This window comes from Paenibacillus sp. FSL R5-0407 (assembly GCF_038009185.1).
GTDB classification, from domain to species: Bacteria; Bacillota; Bacilli; order Paenibacillales; family Paenibacillaceae; genus Fontibacillus; species Fontibacillus vini.
This window is the reverse complement of sequence record NZ_JBBPAX010000001.1, coordinates 3,475,322-3,493,190: the sequence shown is the minus strand read 5'-3', so window position 1 is coordinate 3,493,190 and position 17,869 is coordinate 3,475,322. Positions and strand designations below refer to the sequence as shown.

General features: G+C 50.2%; 16 protein-coding genes and 1 pseudogene. 12 read left to right on the top strand and 5 right to left on the bottom strand.

Annotation, left to right across the window (positions count from 1 at the left end; translation table 11 throughout):
* Window positions 1-80: 80 nt before the first annotated feature.
* Window positions 81-1,493: a hypothetical protein gene (locus tag NYE70_RS16575; RefSeq protein ID WP_213653545.1), complete on the top strand. Its 1,413-nt coding sequence runs from the start codon at window positions 81-83 to the stop codon at window positions 1,491-1,493.
* A 336-nt stretch (window positions 1,494-1,829) separates the two neighbouring features.
* Here NYE70_RS16575 and NYE70_RS26025 read toward each other — a convergent pair.
* Together NYE70_RS26025 and NYE70_RS16570 are read right to left on the bottom strand one after the other, a co-directional pair.
* Window positions 1,830-1,916: pseudogene (locus tag NYE70_RS26025) on the bottom strand (hypothetical protein); the annotation flags it as partial.
* A 172-nt stretch (window positions 1,917-2,088) separates the two neighbouring features.
* Window positions 2,089-2,760 carry a hypothetical protein gene (locus tag NYE70_RS16570; RefSeq protein WP_341046949.1) on the bottom strand — a complete coding sequence of 224 codons (672 nt, stop codon included), beginning with the start codon at window positions 2,758-2,760 and terminating at the stop codon, window positions 2,089-2,091.
* 353 nt (window positions 2,761-3,113) lie between these two features.
* Between NYE70_RS16570 and NYE70_RS16565 the strand changes: the two genes are divergently transcribed.
* The 3 genes from NYE70_RS16565 to NYE70_RS16555 all read left to right on the top strand — a co-directional run bounded on the left by NYE70_RS16565 (window position 3,114) and on the right by NYE70_RS16555 (window position 5,427).
* Window positions 3,114-3,302 (top strand): hypothetical protein, encoded by a 189-nt coding sequence (locus tag NYE70_RS16565; protein WP_213653547.1) that lies wholly within the window; start codon window positions 3,114-3,116, stop codon window positions 3,300-3,302.
* 72 nt (window positions 3,303-3,374) lie between these two features.
* Window positions 3,375-4,631 carry an acyltransferase family protein gene (locus NYE70_RS16560; protein ID WP_290406805.1) on the top strand — a complete coding sequence of 419 codons (1,257 nt, stop codon included), beginning with the start codon at window positions 3,375-3,377 and terminating at the stop codon, window positions 4,629-4,631.
* A 55-nt stretch (window positions 4,632-4,686) separates the two neighbouring features.
* Window positions 4,687-5,427, top strand: coding sequence for a Bax inhibitor-1/YccA family protein (locus tag NYE70_RS16555; protein ID WP_290406806.1), 741 nt, complete (start codon window positions 4,687-4,689; stop codon window positions 5,425-5,427).
* A gap of 87 nt (window positions 5,428-5,514) precedes the next feature.
* Here NYE70_RS16555 and NYE70_RS16550 read toward each other — a convergent pair whose 3' ends face one another.
* Window positions 5,515-5,856, bottom strand: coding sequence for a heme oxygenase (locus NYE70_RS16550; protein ID WP_213653772.1), 342 nt, complete (start codon window positions 5,854-5,856; stop codon window positions 5,515-5,517).
* 245 nt (window positions 5,857-6,101) lie between these two features.
* On the opposite strand from NYE70_RS16550, the gene rlmN reads away from it, so the two are divergent.
* Window positions 6,102-7,175: a 23S rRNA (adenine(2503)-C(2))-methyltransferase RlmN gene (rlmN, locus tag NYE70_RS16545; protein ID WP_213653549.1), complete on the top strand. Its 1,074-nt coding sequence runs from the start codon at window positions 6,102-6,104 to the stop codon at window positions 7,173-7,175.
* Between the two features lie 292 nt (window positions 7,176-7,467).
* Here rlmN and NYE70_RS16540 read toward each other — a convergent pair whose 3' ends face one another.
* Together NYE70_RS16540 and NYE70_RS16535 are read right to left on the bottom strand one after the other, a co-directional pair.
* Window positions 7,468-8,358: an IS3 family transposase gene (locus tag NYE70_RS16540; protein ID WP_341044902.1), complete on the bottom strand. Its 891-nt coding sequence runs from the start codon at window positions 8,356-8,358 to the stop codon at window positions 7,468-7,470.
* An 11-nt stretch (window positions 8,359-8,369) separates the two neighbouring features.
* Window positions 8,370-8,708: a helix-turn-helix domain-containing protein gene (locus NYE70_RS16535; protein WP_213653792.1), complete on the bottom strand. Its 339-nt coding sequence runs from the start codon at window positions 8,706-8,708 to the stop codon at window positions 8,370-8,372.
* A 733-nt stretch (window positions 8,709-9,441) separates the two neighbouring features.
* Between NYE70_RS16535 and NYE70_RS16530 the strand changes: the two genes are divergently transcribed.
* From NYE70_RS16530 to NYE70_RS16500, 7 genes are all read left to right on the top strand, one after another.
* A complete protein-coding gene (locus NYE70_RS16530; protein WP_290406807.1) occupies window positions 9,442-10,476 on the top strand; it encodes a LacI family DNA-binding transcriptional regulator in 1,035 nt (344 codons plus the stop codon).
* Between the two features lie 193 nt (window positions 10,477-10,669).
* On the top strand, window positions 10,670-11,926 hold the full coding sequence (locus NYE70_RS16525; protein WP_211023136.1) for a sugar ABC transporter substrate-binding protein: 1,257 nt from the start codon (window positions 10,670-10,672) through the stop codon (window positions 11,924-11,926).
* An 89-nt stretch (window positions 11,927-12,015) separates the two neighbouring features.
* The gene (locus NYE70_RS16520) at window positions 12,016-12,945 is read left to right on the top strand and encodes a carbohydrate ABC transporter permease (RefSeq protein ID WP_211023134.1); all 930 of its coding nucleotides are present in this window, start codon (window positions 12,016-12,018) and stop codon (window positions 12,943-12,945) included.
* Window positions 12,946-13,779 carry a carbohydrate ABC transporter permease gene (locus NYE70_RS16515; RefSeq protein WP_341046946.1) on the top strand — a complete coding sequence of 278 codons (834 nt, stop codon included), beginning with the start codon at window positions 12,946-12,948 and terminating at the stop codon, window positions 13,777-13,779. It begins immediately after the preceding gene.
* 40 nt (window positions 13,780-13,819) lie between these two features.
* Window positions 13,820-14,800, top strand: coding sequence for a 2-hydroxyacid dehydrogenase (locus tag NYE70_RS16510; protein ID WP_341046944.1), 981 nt, complete (start codon window positions 13,820-13,822; stop codon window positions 14,798-14,800).
* Window positions 14,801-14,828: 28 nt separating this feature from the next.
* Window positions 14,829-17,150, top strand: coding sequence for an alpha-xylosidase (gene yicI, locus NYE70_RS16505; RefSeq protein WP_341046942.1), 2,322 nt, complete (start codon window positions 14,829-14,831; stop codon window positions 17,148-17,150).
* 169 nt (window positions 17,151-17,319) lie between these two features.
* Window positions 17,320-17,814, top strand: coding sequence for a DUF2798 domain-containing protein (locus NYE70_RS16500; protein WP_290406811.1), 495 nt, complete (start codon window positions 17,320-17,322; stop codon window positions 17,812-17,814).
* Window positions 17,815-17,869 lie beyond the last annotated feature (55 nt).

Here is a 17,869-nt window from a genome sequence, read left to right as displayed (position 1 = left end):
CTCGCCATCCGAACCCATGCCCAGGCCTCCGCATAGCATATACAACCACTTTGGAAGTAAAGGAAGGGCGTGGTTTAGTAATGGGAATTCAGCTTACGGCAATCCATTACGTGTACTTGGCATTCATCGTGTTTATTCTGGCATTGCTGATTAAACGGCGGGATACGACGATGATCTGCGTGGCGGGTATTTTTCTGCTCGGTTTGCTTGCGACGGAGACGCTGAGCGGTTCGGTTTCGGGGGTTTTCAATTCTTTTATTTATGCGACAAAAGAATTGATGGGGACGATCATGATCATCTCGATCATCGTGGCGATGAGCCGGGTTCTGATCATCACGGGAATTAATGAAACGATGGTCGCGCCGCTGACTCGTTTTATCCGTACGCCGACCGTCGCTTTTTGGGGGATCGGCCTGATTATGATGGTTACCTCGTTCTTCTTCTGGCCGTCACCTGCCGTTGCTTTAATCGGTGCCGTGCTTTTACCGGTTGCGCTTCGTGTCGGACTTCCTGCTCTGGGAGCCGCCGTGGCGATGAATTTGTTCGGTCATGGCATCGCGCTGTCCGGGGACTATATTATACAAGGAGCTCCAAAATTGACGGCCGATGCGGCCGGTCTGCCGGTTAGCGAGGTCATGGCAGCTAGTGTGCCGTTGGTGATAGTGATGGGTCTAGTGACTACGGTGACGGCATTCTGGATGATGCGAAGGGATATGAAGCGGGGGACATGGAGGGATGGGCTCGTCACGGAAAATTCGTCCTCCGCGTTGCTTTCCCTCAATATCCGGATCGAGGAGCGCGCGGTGATATCGCCGGGCACAAGAAAAACATTGGCGGTTCTCATTCCTCTCCTGTTTTTGGCTGACGTGGTAGCGATGTTTTGGCTGAACCTGCAGGGCGGGGACGCGACGGCACTCGTTGGAGGAACCGCCGTGTTGATATTGATTGCCGTCACTTTGCTGGCTCACCGGAACCGGGGACTTGAACAAGTGACGTCTTATATGATCGACGGGTTCGTTTTCGGATTTAAGGTGTTCGGCCCTGTCATTCCCATCGCTGCGTTCTTTTATTTGGGCGACGCGGCGTTTACGGATCTGTTCGGCAAGGTGCTTCCGGAAGCCTCGCACGGGATCGTCAACGACCTCGGGGTTGCACTCGCGAATAGCGTTCCGCTGAACGGCGCGGTGGGAGCCGTAACGTTGACCGTGACCGGCGCGATCACCGGCCTCGACGGTTCCGGCTTCTCCGGCATCTCCCTCGCCGGGTCGATCGCCCAGCTGTTCGCGGTCGCTACTCAATCCGGTGCCGCCACGCTGACGGCGCTCGGGCAGATCGCCGCCATCTGGGTCGGCGGCGGCACGCTGATCCCGTGGGCGCTCATCCCCGCCGCGGCCATCTGCGGCGTCAGCCCGTTCGAGCTGGCGCGGCGCAATCTGAAGCCCGTGCTGATCGGCCTCGGCGTCACAACAGTCGTCGCGATGTTTCTGCTGTAACGACTGGCGAGTGACAGCGGGCTTTCGCTTTCCTAGGCTAGCCCGGTCCAGCCCAGTCCTGTCCCTAATTAACTGGATTTTCTACAGCTAATTTCAAATAAGAGAGACCTGACGCTGAAATAACTGTAAAACCTACAGTTATTTCAGGTCAAACTCAGCTAATCCTTGTATATCGGCGGAATTAACTGTAGATTTTCCATCTAATTGCTGAGAACCGCCTAAAACTGGCGAATTACCTGTAGGTTTTACATCTAATTTTTTCGAATAGTCCCAAAGTTGCTGGGAATCGCCTAAAAGGAGCGCCTCCCTCCATCACCTCACCATAACCCACTTAAATCAACCTACTCTACAAACCAACTCACCCAACTCTACTCCAACAAACTCTGCTCCAACAAACTCTGCTCCAACAAACTCTGCTCCAACAAACTCTGCTCCAACAAACTCTGCTCCAACAAACTCTGCTCCAACAAACTTCCCCCTTTATCCCCAAAATTGCCTTTCCTCGCCGTATTACGTAGCTCCGTCCCAACACTTTCTTAGCACTTTTCCAGTGCCTTCCCCGCACTTTCCCAGCTTCTGCCCAACTTGTCTCCAGTCAATTAAAGTAATCCAGGACATTGTGAGCGAGCTTGTAACGGACGAGCCTTTGGCCGGTTCCGCGGAGAGAGGGGAGCAGCCAGCCTTTGTCACATAACCTCTGCAGCATCTGGACGGCTGTTCTGTGATTGACTCCAAAGTGGAGTTCTACATCTTTTGGGCGAATTTGTCCGGTCATTTGGACGGCGAGTCGAATGAGCTCCTTCTCGGCGAAAATAGCCCGGTCAGACGGGGCCAATTCTGCCTGATATCGACTCAAGGCCATTCGCAATAAGGTTATGCAAAGCTCGGGACGCTGCTCCACATCATCATAAGCAAAGGAGATCACGTGGCCGCCCATCGCGTACAGGAAGGTTTCGCGGTTCAGTTCGTTGCTGAACTTTTGTCGGTCCATGTCCCGGGAATGGGAGGCATACCCTTTGATTTCGATCATGAGTTTCACATACCCCGGTATCCAGGCGAAATCCGTAAAATAGGGCCTGCCCCGCCAATCGGAAACTTCATACTCCGGGTGGAGATGTTCTAAGTTGCCTCGCAATGGCCACCAAACATTTCGAAGAAATAGCTTTTCAGCGTGAAGATGACCTCGCTCCAGCCGTCCCCGGCGTTCTCCCTTTCTATTCGCCAAATGCTCATGAATCCAGATTTCGTGCGCTTCCTCAAACCTCATTGTTAAACATCCTCTCGCTAAAAAATAAAAACGCCCCGCCTCACTCTTCCGAGTGAAACGGGACGTTCTTCGTCTCTTCTATATCCAGTATATGCTAAATTCCCTTCGGTAACTATATTTGATCTGGTGTTTAAAAATAAATAATAAAAATAGCTGTAAAATCTACAGTTAATTTTGCACAAATCTATTACGAGAAGAAAATTACTGTAAAACCTGCAGTTATTTCTGCCTAAACAAGCCCTTTTATAACATTACAGCCCAATTAACTGTAGGTTTTGCATCTAATTGCTCCGAAACGCCCCAAACGAGCAAAATAGCTGTAGTTTTTCCCGTTAATTGGGGTGGAGGGGGACATGGAAATTGGACAGGGATTGGGCAGGGATTGGATAGGGACAGGAAAATTGGACAGGGATTGGATAGGGACAAGAAATGGGCAGGCTACAGGGCGCAGGGGGCGGGAAATGAACACGGGCCTGGGCACAAGAAAAAATTACACTTCCAATAAGAAGAACTTCCTCTCTTCTGGAATAAAGGAGATGTGATAGGATAGGAAGAAATAGGAAAATTAGAACAACGGAACGTTAGTAAAAAAGTACATAAAAGGAGGATCTACGTTGAAACAAACGTTAAAAGAACAGCCGAACCATTTAGCCGGTGCCGATGGGCTCCGAGCCTTGGCGTGTCTGGGCGTTATTTTTCATCATCTTGCGCAAACCATGGCAGTATCGCAGCAAAAGCCCCCGGTTCAGGAGTGGCAATCCTTTCTGATCTTGGGCAACGTAGGCGTAAGTATCTTTTTCGTGCTTAGCGGGTTTTTGTTGGCTTATCCTTTTTGGAAGCGTTATCTCCATGAAGGGGAATATCCCAGCATCAAACAGTACGTCGTCCGCAGAGCTGCAAGAATCATACCCGGTTATTACTTCGCTTTTATCCTCTGCATGATTCTGGTGCTGACCCTCAACATAGATTCACCGCATTTTTGGCTCCGCTCCTTAACCGGTTTGACCTTCACCTCTGGATTTCACTACACCACCTTTTTTCCTTCGGAAATCAACGGACCGTTCTGGTCGATCAGCTTTGAAGTGTTCAGTTATATTCTTATGCCTCTTTTTATGTATGGTCTGTTTAAGCTGTTTAGCAAAAAGAGATCTTTTCCGGCAGCGATGCTTTACTGGGTCGGCGTGCTGCTAGTGATTGTGGTGGTCAACCAGTTGATTCACCGGTTTCTCACGCCGGGTGAGGAATTGCGCGGCTGGCAGTATGGACTCATCGGCGGCGCTAAATTCTGGATGCCTAATTACAATCCGATCGGATTATTCGGCCACTTTTCAATTGGAATCATCGCGTCTGGTCTGGTTTGCCGTTTTCAGAAAGCCGAGGTAACGGCAACGCTTCGAGTCGCCGGACTCTTTGATGCGCTTAGCGCAATCAGTTTGATCGCCGCCGCACTCTTTCTCTGGTTGGCCCGCCATAAACCGGAATTCAGTTTGAGCATCCAGCAGCAACCGTTCTTCTTTCCCTTTTTCACGATCCTCATCGGCTGCTTCCTCATGACGGTCCCGTTCTCCCGCTGGGTCGGCAAAGGCATGGACAATCCCTTTTTCCGGTATACGGCCAAGGTGTCATTCGGATTGTATATTTGGCATAACCTATTAATGACGCTAGCGGTCAAGTATTGGATCAAGGATTTCCACTTTGGAGGCATCGTGGATCTGGACCGGTGGATTTGGCTTTCGCTTGGCGTTCTTGCGGTTTCTTACGCAATTGCTTCATTATCGTATTTTCTTTTAGAGAAGCCGATTTTGGATCGTTCCCATCGGTATAAGGGTTCACAGAGGGTGCCAAAGAACGGAGCAAAAAAAGCTGCTTAATACTTAGAGAAAATATGATATTATGAAAGAAATTCATAAATGAGGTGAGTATTTCTTGATCGGACGCAGTGGTAATCCTACTTTGAAAGAAAGCACTTTTGAAAGACACGAGCAATTCTCCGGCATGAATTCAATGACAATCGAAGGGACAGTCAACAAAGCTTTCATTACGTTGGTTATCCTTTTGGGCAGCGCGTTCAGTACGTGGATGCTTTATTTTGACGGCTACAATGTGATCCCTATGGCAATCGGGGGGGCGATCATCGGCTTTATTTTGGCCCTGATCACCAGCTTTGTCCCTAAGGCTTCGCCTTATTTGGTACCGATTTATGCCATCGCGGAAGGGATGTTCCTGGGCGCTATCTCCGCGCAATACGAATCGCTTCTTAACGGAATTACGCTGCAAGCCGCATTACTGACGATGGGCGTATTCCTGGCTTTGCTGATCGCGTACAAGACGAAATTGATCAAAGCGACAGAAAACTTCAAGCTGGGCGTTATCGCCGCCACTGGCGGGATTGCACTCGTATACTTGTTAAGCTTTATTCTAGGTATGTTCGGTATCACCATGCCGTATCTGCATGACAGCTCGCTGATCGGCATCGGAATCTCGGTAGTGATCGTTATCGTGGCCGCGTTGAACCTGGTGCTCGATTTCGACTTTATCGAAAGAGGAGCAGAGCAAGGGGCTCCTAAATACATGGAGTGGTACGGAGCATTTGGTTTGATGGTCACACTCGTGTGGCTGTACCTCGAAATGGTACGTCTGCTCGCCAAAATTGCGAGCCGCGATTAATCGGGCATATCGCTCGCTGAAATTCCATAAGAAAAGGCTGACGGGAGTTTTGCTCCTGCCAGCCTTTTTTTTTGCATCAGATCCGTTTTAACCGATCTCTTTGATCCCGGCTACCTCATAAGTAATGAGTTCGCTCCCGAGAATCGGAGATTCCTTCTTGGCCTCGCCGTCCGATGGGCCCGAACCTGCGCCGGGACGCTGGTGCGCGGCTTTAAAAGCATCGCTGTCTTTCCAAGCGTGAAAATCCTCAATCGATTCCCAATAAGTGTTGACGTTCAGCTCATCATAATCCGTCAGGTTCTGGGTGAGCAATACCTCCACCTTAAGGATGCCTTTTGACGAGTCTAGCGGGCCCGCTGCGGTAAAGCGGGGAGCCATCGCTGCGGCCATGCCTTTTTTAACCTTAATCCGGTTAGTTACTACGATCATCATGAACAGCTCCTTTCTTTGGACGTTAATGTGTCGTAACCTCGGGTGTACAGCCTGTACCCTGATTCATGACTAGTATAGAGCTTTTGAAGGTGGAATAAAAGTTTGCCCAAACCTCAGTCGCCAAGCAATAATCTGGTATCCTGAACTTGCTTGTGTTCATATTAAAAATTTGGGACAATAGAACAGATTGCACTCAATAGCAGGAGATCATTCATAGTTTTTCAAAAGAAAGAGGCAGGCACATGAATAAACCATCCATTTATGGATTAACTTTAGATCAGCTCGGGGCTTGGCTGGAGGAACACGGCCACAAAAAATCCCGGGCCTTGCAGGTATGGGACGGCTTGTACCGTCAACGGACGTCCGATTTTGGGATGATGAATGCGGTGAAGCCGGAGGTAGCGGCTTTGCTGGAGGAGCACTTTTCCATTCAAACGCTGGCTGTGCATACAAAACAGGAGTCTACCGACGGAACCGTCAAATTCCTGTTCAAGCTGGAAGATGGCAATCTGATTGAGACGGTGCTGATGAGACATAAATTCGGGTTGTCCGTATGCGTGACGACGCAAGTAGGCTGCAATATCGGCTGCAGCTTTTGCGCCAGCGGCTTACTGAAGAAGAGCAGGGATTTAACGTCGGCGGAAATTACGGAACAGATCATGAAGGTCCAGCATTTCTTGGATGCTGCCGGTAAAGGAGAACTGGTCAGCCATATCGTGGTTATGGGGATCGGCGAACCGTTCGACAATTTCACGCATCTCGTGAACTTCTTGCGCACGGTGATGGATGCCAAGGGTCTGGCAATCGGACCTAGACATATTACCGTATCGACCAGCGGACTTGCGGACAAAATCCGGGAATTCGCGGATCTCAACCTCCGCGTGAATCTGGCCGTATCGCTGCATGCGCCGAACAATGAACTGCGCACGCGGATTATGAAGATTAACCGAGCTATTCCAATCGAGGAATTGTTGCCGGCGATCGATTACTTTATGGAGAAGACGAACCAGCGGGTCACGTTGGAGTATATTTTGCTGCGGGAGGTCAACGACCAGCGCGAGCATGCGATGGAATTGGCGGAGCTGATCGGAGACCGGAGACCTTCAATCAACGTCAACCTGATTCCGTACAATCCCGTCGACGAGCACAGCCAATACCAGCGCAGCGACCAGGATGCAATTCTTGGCTTCTACGACGAGCTTAAGAAGCAGAACGTCAGCGTCAGCGTCCGGCTGGAGCACGGAACGGACATCGATGCCGCATGCGGCCAGCTTAGAAGCAAACAAATTAAACGGATGGAGAAAACGCCGTCATAAGCATATCACGATAATGCCGATGTATTTGCGCTGGCATAATCGTGCTAGCACAATCATTTGGCGTTGGACTGCCTTGGAAATTCACATTTCCGAGGCAGTTTTTTTGTAGGTAGGGGTGGGTAAGGCCCATCGGGGCCTGTGGGGGTCCAGTGGCGGTCTCCAATTAACTGCAAAATCTACAGCTAATATTTGAATTTGCAGGGTTGCGCGATAATTAACTGTAAAACCTACATCTAATCGGCCGGGCCCCCGAATATTGGACACTTTAGGATCAAACCCTGGTTACACGCAGTTATACGGCAATTTTAAATGCAGTTACTTCGTTTTTCTCTAACTTTTCTATAAATTGAGCAGGGGAGTAGCCGTATAAACTCATGTGAATTCGGCGGTTATTATAGAAGTCCATGAATTGGTCAAGAACATCGAATGCTTCTTCAAAACTCATAAAGATATGGCATCTGAAACACTCTCGTTCCAAGATGCTGTGAAACGATTCAATATACGCATTTTTGTTTGGCGTTCGATTCGGTGTTCTTTCATGGATCAGCATTTCGTTGTTTTCAAAAAACGCTCTGAACTTGTGGCTCTTGAATTGCGGACCATTGTCGGTACGCACTACGAGTGGCGTTCCTTGCGTGTACACACTTCTTTTTAAAAGAGCCTTGTGCAGAGTAGTAAGCAAGTCTTCTGTCTTGGATTCCTTGCCACGGTACTGTCCAACTACGCTACGATCGTATACATCTATAATGCTTGCAGTGTAAAAATACCGCTCCAGGCCAGCGATGAAACCATACTTAATGTCCATTTGCCACAATTGGTTTGGACCTGTTACTTCCATGTTGTTCGCTAGTCTGCGCGGATAGGAGTGTTTGGGTTTTACAGGCTTGCCTAGGATACCAAGTTCTTTGCAGAGCCTGTACACCTTCTTTTTGTTAATCTTAAGGTTATGTTGCCGGCGTAAGGCGATGGTCAGCTTTCGGTATCCGTAGGTGTGTTCCTCGCCTTCCAACAGCTTTATAATCAGGCGTTTGATTCGTGTATCTGTCACTTTCTTCCCTTCAAAAGTATAGGAATATCCCGATACAGGACGGCCACCTTTAGGTGCTTGTTTAGGGCTCGTATGCTTGAGAGAATAGTAGTAAGTAGAATGCGGCACACCACAGATCCTAAGCACGGGACGCACCTTGTAGCCTTTCAGGATCCATTTTCGGGCCACTTGAATTGGATGTGTGGATACTTTTTTTTTACAAGTTCTCGCAGGATCGCTATCTCAAGTTCTTTCTCACCAAGAAGTTTAGCTGCCTGCTCATATTTCTGTTCCCATTCCTGGGCAGTCTGTGGATTAAGGTTATTCAGGTCTTTCTTCTTACCCATCGTTATCTCCACCTCATCTCGGTATTGTTTTACCCATTTGTATAAAGAGTAGGGGGAGATACCATGTTTTCGAGCGGTTAGTGCCACATTCCCCCGGTCCAGTGCTTCCTCGACGACCTGTATTCGCAGCTCATCGAACTTACTGTGCTGAACTCTCATTCGAACTACCTCCAGCTAATTTTTATTGTATATCGTTTAGCCTGAAAGTGTCCAAGGTGATTAGGGGGCTTTATAGTAATTTCAAGGTTTCGGCGGGTATGGTGCCATTTCCACGAAATTAACTGTAGTTTTTCCAGCTAAATGCTGCAAATGAGCAGAGTGGGCTTAAATAGCTGTAGGTTATACAGTTAATTAATCACATTGAGCAGTTTAAGTAACTTTAACCTCAGTAGAAGGAACCTCACAGCACCATGTAGATGGAACGAGCAGATAGTAACAGTACCGCAGTAGTTAGAGTAATAAGAACCCCCGGAAGAAGTAACCTCACAGCACTGAATAAATGGAGCGAGCAAATAGTAACAGTGCCGCAGTAGATAGAGTAACAAGAACCCCATCTAAAGTAACTTCACAGCACCATGTAGATGAAACGAGCAAATAGTAACAGTACCGCAGTAGTTAGAGTAACAAACAGGTTATTGCAGGGAAACTGACTGGCCGGGGCTGTAGACAGAGGGTAAACTCAGGCTTAACGAATATTTTAATTAATAAAATGATGTCCGTACATCAAAAATATCTAGAATTCAATCATGAAAGCGTTGACACTTCCTTCTCAGGTTGTTATTATGAAACCATCAAAGAGGTGTTCAAAGAGTCGGGTTATCACTTCGTGCACGGAGAGCGGCCCCTGAACAAGCTCTTTAGCCAAGAAAAATAGAATGGCAGAGGATAGAGTATGGAACAAGAGAGACGTTTAACGATCAAGGAATTGGCCAAGCAAATCGGGGTTTCCGTTGCTACGCTGGACCGGGTGTTGAATAACCGGGGTAACGTAAAGCGCCAAACCTACGATAAGGTCATGGATAAGATCAAAGAATTGAATTATATGCCCAACAAATCTGCGAGCTTTTTGTCGCGGATGAATGATTACTCCATGGCGATTGTGTTCCCTGAACTTCCGGAATATTTCTGGAAGCAGGTGGAGAAGGGCGTTCAGATTGCAATCGATGAATTCCGCGATTACGGTCTTAATGTCACTATCATCCGCTCCGAGAAATACGATCTGGATCCGCAAAAGAAAATTGTGCAGCAATTGATCGATTCCGGAAAATATGACGCGATTGCACTGTCGCCGAACGATCCGCAGGAAATGGCCGATCTGATCGACCGCGGTGTGGATCAAGGGATTGCCATCTGTACGTTCAACAGCGACTCGCCGCTCAGCAAGAGACTGTTCTATGTAGGCTGCGACTACCGGATTGCCGGCCGCCTTGCGGCGGATGCGTTGTGCAAGTTTCTCGGAGGCAAGACCCGGGTGGGTTTGGTAATGTCCTACACGAATTTTCAAATGCAGCAGAAGGTGACGGGATTCCGTGAAGTCGTTGCGGAATACGACCATATTGAAATGGTCGGCCCGCTCAAGTTAAGCCAGGAGGATTATGAATCTCCCGAGGCTTTCGCCGATTACTTCCGGCAAGTGGACGGTATTTACGTATCCAGTGCCCGGCTCGACGTCGTCGCCAAACATCTGGAAGAGTATCCCGCAGAGAACCGACCGGTTCTGATCGGTCACGACATGACGGACGAAACCTATCAATATATGAAAAAAGGGATCGTTACCGCAACGATCTGCCAGGACCCGGTGAATCAGGGATATCTGACCGTCAAATCGATGTTCGACCATCTTGTGACCGGCGACAAAGTCGGCATGAAAGAAAACATCACCAAGCTGGAGCTGGTGACCAGAGAAAACGCGCGTTATTACATCTGAACAGTAAATGAGTAATAACGCTGTTTTTTACCTCAAAATGATGTACGTACATCATTTTATGATTGGTAATATGATTTGAATATGAGTGATGTTATGGCAGAAGTTTGGTGTCGGCATAACTGCCTACCGTTTTCTAAGACATCAGGACAAACGGCAGTGCATGCAAATAAACAACACAGTAGGGGGAAAGGTCATGTTCAAAAATGTAAGGGCTCTCATGGTGGCAATGGTAGCATTGGTTGTCTTGTTATCGGCATGTGCTCCAAAAACGGAGTCGGGTTCCGGCAATTCGGGAAGCTCCGGCAAAGACGGAGACAAGGTTGTCATTCAATGGTGGGATTCGATGACCAGCGAAGCCACTCAAGGTGCGTTGAAAGAGATCATCGCCGATTACGAAGCTGCTAACCCGAACGTAAAAATCGAACGGACTTATATTTCTTTTGCGGATATTAAAAACAAACTGCTGCTCGGATCGGTTGGCAATCAAATGCCGGACATCGTTTGGCTGGACAATCCCGATCACCAAGCATTTGCCGCTGCAGGCATCCTGGCGGACTTGACTGAACCGATCAAGGAATGGGGACAAGCGGATAAATATTACGAAGGTCCTTGGTCCTCGACCGTGTATGATGGCAAGAACTATGGGGTGCCGATCGGAAGCAACAACCTGGCCCTCTATTACAACAAAGATATGTTTGAAGCCAAAGGCTTGACGCCTCCAACGAACTGGGAAGAACTGAAAGAAGCCGCTAAACAACTGACTACGAAGGATGTGTACGGCTTTGCGATGACCGCGGTGAAAACCGAAGAAGGCACCTTCCAGTTCCTTCCGCTGATGTACCAATCCGGTTCGGATATCCCGAACTTCAACAGCGAGGGTACGATCGAGGCGGCTACGCTGCTCCAGGATATGGTGAAGAACGGCTATATGTCCAAGGAAGTCATTAACCAGAAGCAATCCGATACCGTAGTGCAGTTCTCGACAGGCAAAGTGGCCATGATGATCAACGGTACCTGGCAGATTCCACTCCTGAAAAAAGAAGGCAAAGTAAACTGGGGCGTTGTCCAATTGCCGGAGAACAAGCAAGGCGGTACCATTCTCGGCGGGGAAAACTGGGCGATTACAAACGCATCCAAAAATAAGGATATCGCCTTCGATATTATCAAATTCGCCAACGAGCCAGAACGTTTGAAAGCGTTTGATCAGGCTGCCGGACGCCTCCCAAGCCGTTCTGACCTGCTGCAGGATCCGTTCTGGCAGGATGACAAAGATCTGAAAGTATTTGCCGATGCGATGGAAGTCGCTAAAGCGAGAGCGTACGGACCGGAGTATCCGAAAATGTCCGAAGCCATCCAAATCATGATTCAAGAAGTCATTTCCGGAAGCAAGACACCGGAGCAAGCGGTGAAAGAAGCGGGCGACAAAATTGAGCCGCTCCTGAAAAAATAACAGCATTGTAATAGTTAAGCGGGATGCGCAGGGACGAGAAAGGAACCCCCTGCGTGTCCCTCATACCAACAGAAATAGGGGGAGAGGTTATGTCCCACAAGTCAGGAGCAAGCGGGAGTTACACGCTGTCCCGTAAAGCGAAATGGTTTTCATCGTGGAACAGTTATTTGTTTGTATTGCCTGCGTTAGTATTTATGGTTATTTTTATTGGCTTTCCGTTGATCTACAACCTGATCATGAGTTTTCAGAACGTCAACGTGTACAACTTGAGCGGAAAACACGATTTCATCGGTTTCGCCAATTACATGAAATCCTTAAAAGATCCCGTATTCTATACGGCATTGCAAAATTCCGTCGTATTTACGGTGTTGAGCTTGTTTTTTCAATTTACAATCGGCTTTGCGCTCGCGTTGTTCTTTAATTTGAAATTTCCGGGACGCAATCTGTTCCGTTCCTTAATGCTGCTGGCCTGGATGCTGCCGGTGGTCATCAGCGGTACCGTGTTTCAGTGGATGATGTCCGGGGATTTCGGGGTCATCAACTATTTTCTGCAAACGTTAGGAATCATTGACCATCCGATCAACTGGTTGAGCGAAGGAAGCACCGCATTGCTCGGTACGGTGGTAGCGAACATCTGGATCGGGATTCCGTTCAACATGATCATTCTGTTGTCCGGTCTGCAAGGCTTGCCCGACCACTTGTATGAAGCGGCCAAGCTGGACGGGGCCAACCGGCTCGTGCAATTCCGGCATATTACTCTCCCGCTGATGCGCCCGACGATTCTCGTGCTGCTGATTCTGGGGATCATCAATACCTTCAAAGTGTTCGATCTGATTTTCATCATGACCTCGGGCGGACCGGTAACGTCTTCGACTGTACTGCCGATTTACGCGTATCAAATGTCCTTCACGACGCTTGAATTCAGTCAGGGCGCTTCGGTGTCGATGATCATGTTCTTGATTCTGATCGTCATTTCCATCGTGTACCTGAGAATGTCCAGCAAAGAGGAGGTCCACTAAATGACAAAGACAAAATGGCGTTCCGCCGGTGGAACCTTGATCGGCATTCTGATTATGATCGTCTTTCTTTTCCCGGTGTATTGGATGGTTAAAACCTCGGTTACGCCGGTTGCGGAGCTGTACCACAATCCGCCTCATATTTTGCCGGTCGCGGCTACGTTCGAATCGTATATCAATAACTTTGTCCGTAACCAGGACATGATTGGCTATATCGGAAACAGCTTCATTATCGCCGCTGGAACCATGATTCTGTCGCTGCTCCTGTCGGTTCCGGCAGCCTACGCTTTGGCACGGCTCTCTATTAAGGGGAAAGCGCTGATCATGATTTCGGTGCTGTCGATTCAAATGCTGCCGGGAATTATGATGGCGATGCCGCTGTATATCATGTTTTCCAAGGTCCAGCTGATCGACAATTTTGCCGGACTGATCTTCGCGGATTTGATTCACTCACTGCCGTTTGCCATCATTACGCTCCGTCCGTTTTTCCTGGCTTTGCCGGGCGGCTTGGAGGAAGCGGCGAAGATCGACGGCTGCAACAAGTTCACCTCGTTTACTAAGATCATCCTGCCGCTGGTGAAGCCCGGCTTGATGACAGTCGGCGCCTTCTGCTTCCTGTTCGGGTGGGGAGACTTTATTTTCGCCCTGACGCTGACCTCCAGCAACGAAGTTCGTCCGCTGACGCTCGGACTGTACCGCTTTATCGGGCAGTACGGCACTGAATGGAACAACCTGATGGCAGTAGCTACGCTGGCGGCTTTGCCGATCATCATCATCTTTGTATCTATGCAGAAATATGTGGTCGGCGGGGTTACGGCCGGGGCTATGAAGGATTAGTGGCGGAATTGCACCGCCTGCCTATGGAAGGGGAGAGAGCATGAAGCCTTTGGTATATATTGCGCGGGAATTACCTGAGCAAGCGGCGGAGTTCCTGGAGCAACATTGCGAGTGCCGTTATTGGCAAGGGCCGGGAGACATTACCGATTCCAAGCTGGCGGAGGAAGTCGGAGAGGCCGAAGGGCTGTTGGTGACGGGCACGCCGATTCATGAACAGGTGCTCGCCGCCGGCACAAAGCTGAGAGTTGTTGCGAATTTATCCGCGGGATATAACAACTTGGACTTACAGGCCCTAAAAGAACGGAGAATCGTAGCCACCCATACGCCTTACGTCTTGGACGATACGGTAGCCGACCTGGCGATGGCGTTACTCCTGTCGTCCGCCCGCAGAGTGACGGAGCTCGACCGTCTGGTGAAGGCAGGACAATGGAGAAAAGGCATGGATGCGGAACTGTACGGATTGGATGTGCATCATAAACGGCTCGGCATTATCGGCATGGGCCGGATCGGCGAGGCGGTGGCCCGCCGGGCCAGTCTCGGTTTTGAAATGGACGTTGCCTATTACAACCGCCGGTGTAAACCGGAAGCGGAGGAACGGCTTGGATTGACCTACTGCGGGCTGGAGGAATTGCTGAGCACCTCGGATTTCGTGCTCCTTCTAACCCCGCTGACACCGGAGACCCGGCATTTGATGGATGAGGCACAGTTCAAGCTCATGAAGCAAAATGCTATTTTTATCAACGTTTCCCGCGGGGAGACGGTTCGGGAAGAAGCGCTCGTCAAAGCGCTTGAGGAGAAATGGATCGCAGGCGCGGGGCTGGACGTCTACGAGCAGGAGCCGGTTTCGCCGGACCATCCGCTTCTGCGGATGGACCATGTGGTAACCCTGCCGCATATCGGGTCGGCCACGGCCGAAACCCGGATCAATATGGCGATGTCTGCCGCAAAAAATCTGGTGAACGCACTGACCGGCCAATCGCCGCTGGATATTGTGCCGGAGCTTAGGCCGTATTTTTTATAAATATATATAGACAGGTGGAGGAACAGGGATGAAATTTACTGATGGGTATTGGCACGTAAGACCGGGGGTTACGCTCAACTATCCGGTGGAGGTTCGAAGCGTACGCACAACGCCGGAGCAACTGACCGTACTGGCTTCCTGCAAAAAAATCATCACGCGTGGCGACACGCTGAATACCGCGATTCTGACCGTCAACTACACTTCCCCCATGCCGGACGTTATTGCGGTGGAACTGGTTCATCACAGCGGCAAGCTGCCTAAGGGGCCGGTATTCGAAAAGCATGTGGACGAAGGGGTACAGGTATCGGTCGAAAATGGCGAGGAGATCGCTACTCTGACCAGCGGAAACCTTAGTGTTGAGGTCCATAAGAACGAGGGCTGGAGCACGCATTTCATGTACAATGGCAAGCGTCTGACCGGAAGCGGCTATAAGAGTCCAGGGCATATGAAAATGCCCGACCAATCTACCTACATTCGTGAACAGCTGGATTTGGGCGTAGGTGAATACATTTACGGGCTCGGCGAACGCTTTACACCGTTCGTGAAAAACGGGCAGGTCGTCGACCTGTGGAACGAAGACGGCGGAACGTGCAGTGAGCAGGCTTACAAGAACGTACCTTTCTATCTCTCCAACTATGGCTATGGCGTGTTCGTCGACCATCCGGAGCGCGTCTCCTATGAAGTGGCTTCGGAGGTCGTATCCAAGGTGCAGTTCAGCGTACCTGGCGAAACGTTAAAATATTATATCATCGGCGGTTCCAATCTGAAGGAAGTGCTGAACAACTATACCAAGCTGACCGGAAAACCGGCGCTGCCCCCGGCCTGGTCTTACGGCCTGTGGTTGACGACGTCGTTTACGACCAGCTATGACGAGGGCACGGTAAACAGCTTCATCGACGGCATGATCGAGCGCGACATTCCGCTGCACGTGTTCCACTTCGATTGCTTCTGGATGAAGGAGTTCCATTGGTGCGATTTTCAGTGGGACAAGGACGTGTTCCCGGACCCGCAAGGCATGTTGAACCGCTTGAAAAGCAAGGGTCTGAACATCTCCGTCTGGATCAACTCCTACATCGCGCAGCAGTCGTACTTGTTCGATGAAGGCAAGGAGAACGGCTATCTGGTGAAAACGAAGGACGGCGACGTCTGGCAATGGGATCGCTGGCAAGGCGGTATGGGGCTGGTAGACTTCACGAATCCGGCCGCGGTGCGCTGGTATCAGGACAAGCTGAGAGCGCTCATCGACATGGGCGTCGACTGCTTCAAGACGGACTTCGGCGAACGCATTCCGACGGACGTGGTTTATTTCGACGGCTCCGATCCGGTCAAAATGCACAACTATTACACGCATTTGTACAACAAAGCGGTGTTTGAAGTACTGGAAGAGACGAAGGGGAAAAATGAAGCGATGGTGTTCGCCCGCTCAGCTACGGCGGGAGGGCAGCAGTACCCGGTCCATTGGGGCGGCGACTGCTCGGCCACTTACAACTCGATGGCCGAAACGTTGCGCGGCGGTCTGTCGCTGGGCCTGTCGGGCTTCAGCTTCTGGAGCCACGACATCGGCGGCTTCGAGAGCACGGCCACGCCGGACCTTTACAAGCGCTGGTCCGCCTTCGGCCTGCTGTCCTCGCACAGCCGCCTGCACGGCAGCCAGTCCTACCGGGTGCCATGGCTGTTCGACGATGAAGCGAGCGACGTGCTGCGCCACTTCACGAAGCTGAAATCCACGCTGATGCCGTATCTGTACGGCACCAGCGTGGAAGCGACCCGGACGGGCGTGCCGGTCATGCGCGCCATGGTCCTGGAGTTCCCGGACGACGCGTCCTGCGAAACGCTGGACCGCCAGTACATGCTGGGCGACTCGCTTCTCGTCGCCCCGATCTTCAACGACGAAGGCACGGCCAAGTATTATTTGCCGGAAGGCCGGTGGACCAACTTCTTGAGCGGTACCGTCACGGAAGGCGGCCGCTGGGTGCAGGAGCGGCATGATTACTTCAGCCTGCCGCTGATGGTCCGCCCGGGCAGTCTGATCGCGGTGGGCGCGAACGATCTGCGGCCGGACTACGACTACGCCGACGGCGTGGCCTTGCATTTGTTCGAGCTCGGCGACGGCGAGACGGCATCCGCTTCCGTATGCAACGTCAAAGGCGAGCATGAACTGGAGGTAAAGGTGACTCGTCAGGGAGGTAAGCTGACGGTCACCGCCGAAGGAGCGGATAAACCTTGGGAGCTGGTGCTTCGCGGTATGGAACAGGTAAAAACGGTTCGCGGCGGCACTCCAACGGAGGGCTTGACGGGATTGCGCATTCTCGCTGAGCAGGGCGTTCGCCACATGGAAATCGAACTTTAAACTTTAGAGGTAGCGAAAGGCTCGGCTATGAATGGAGACGGTTTTCTGATTTGTCAGAAAGCCGTCTTTTTGCGATGTACGGAGTGAGATAATTGTCACAGAATGTTCACTTACGAGGTTGGAAGAGGGACGGCTATACTGATCAAAACTTCTAAAGGAGATTATTCAATTGCCGACAACAAGAAAAGACAGCTTTTATTTTGGTTTGATGATGTGTTTCGGAATGGTAGTAGGTATGACGTTTTACAATCTGCTTATTAACGGCGTCATCGGCGAAATATCGGCCCTGAATCTCATCCTCGAATTTCTCGCAGGGTTCGTTATCGCCCTTGTGTTGGATATGTTTTTTGTAGGCCCGCTTGCCAAGAAGCTGGCCCTGAAGCTGCCAATCAATAAATCGAAGAAAGTTCATGTGATTATCGCCATTTCGTCCTGCATGGTGGCCGGGATGGCCTTCTGCATGTCCTTCTACGGACTGTTCACCTTCTGGCTAAGCCATAAAACAGGTATGGGATGGGGTGAACTTGCGAAGCAATACCCCGCTATTTTCGCAAAAAATCTGATCATGGCCTATCCCTTGCAATTGCTGATCGTCGGTCCTCTGGTACGTAAGATGTTTGCCAAATATGTTAAGAAGGAAAAGTTTACGAAAGTAGCAGTATAGCGATATATAAGCGGATTTTACCCCTACCCAGACTCCCGGGATGAAGATACAATTT

What these genes read in the sequence shown, in the direction of transcription:
- NYE70_RS16510 (WP_341046944.1), top strand. Translation starts at nt 13,820, where the DNA reads ATGAAGCCTTTGGTATATATTGCGCGGGAATTACCTGAGCAAGCGGCG.
- NYE70_RS16515 (WP_341046946.1), top strand. Translation starts at nt 12,946, where the DNA reads ATGACAAAGACAAAATGGCGTTCCGCCGGTGGAACCTTGATCGGCATT.
- NYE70_RS16535 (WP_213653792.1), bottom strand. Translation starts at nt 8,708, where the DNA reads ATGAGAGTTCAGCACAGTAAGTTCGATGAGCTGCGAATACAGGTCGTC.
- NYE70_RS16565 (WP_213653547.1), top strand. Translation starts at nt 3,114, where the DNA reads ATGGAAATTGGACAGGGATTGGGCAGGGATTGGATAGGGACAGGAAAA.
- NYE70_RS16520 (WP_211023134.1), top strand. Translation starts at nt 12,016, where the DNA reads ATGTCCCACAAGTCAGGAGCAAGCGGGAGTTACACGCTGTCCCGTAAA.
- NYE70_RS16530 (WP_290406807.1), top strand. Translation starts at nt 9,442, where the DNA reads ATGGAACAAGAGAGACGTTTAACGATCAAGGAATTGGCCAAGCAAATC.
- NYE70_RS16575 (WP_213653545.1), top strand. Translation starts at nt 81, where the DNA reads ATGGGAATTCAGCTTACGGCAATCCATTACGTGTACTTGGCATTCATC.
- yicI (WP_341046942.1), top strand. Translation starts at nt 14,829, where the DNA reads ATGAAATTTACTGATGGGTATTGGCACGTAAGACCGGGGGTTACGCTC.
- rlmN (WP_213653549.1), top strand. Translation starts at nt 6,102, where the DNA reads ATGAATAAACCATCCATTTATGGATTAACTTTAGATCAGCTCGGGGCT.
- NYE70_RS16550 (WP_213653772.1), bottom strand. Translation starts at nt 5,856, where the DNA reads ATGATCGTAGTAACTAACCGGATTAAGGTTAAAAAAGGCATGGCCGCA.
- NYE70_RS16570 (WP_341046949.1), bottom strand. Translation starts at nt 2,760, where the DNA reads ATGAGGTTTGAGGAAGCGCACGAAATCTGGATTCATGAGCATTTGGCG.
- NYE70_RS16525 (WP_211023136.1), top strand. Translation starts at nt 10,670, where the DNA reads ATGTTCAAAAATGTAAGGGCTCTCATGGTGGCAATGGTAGCATTGGTT.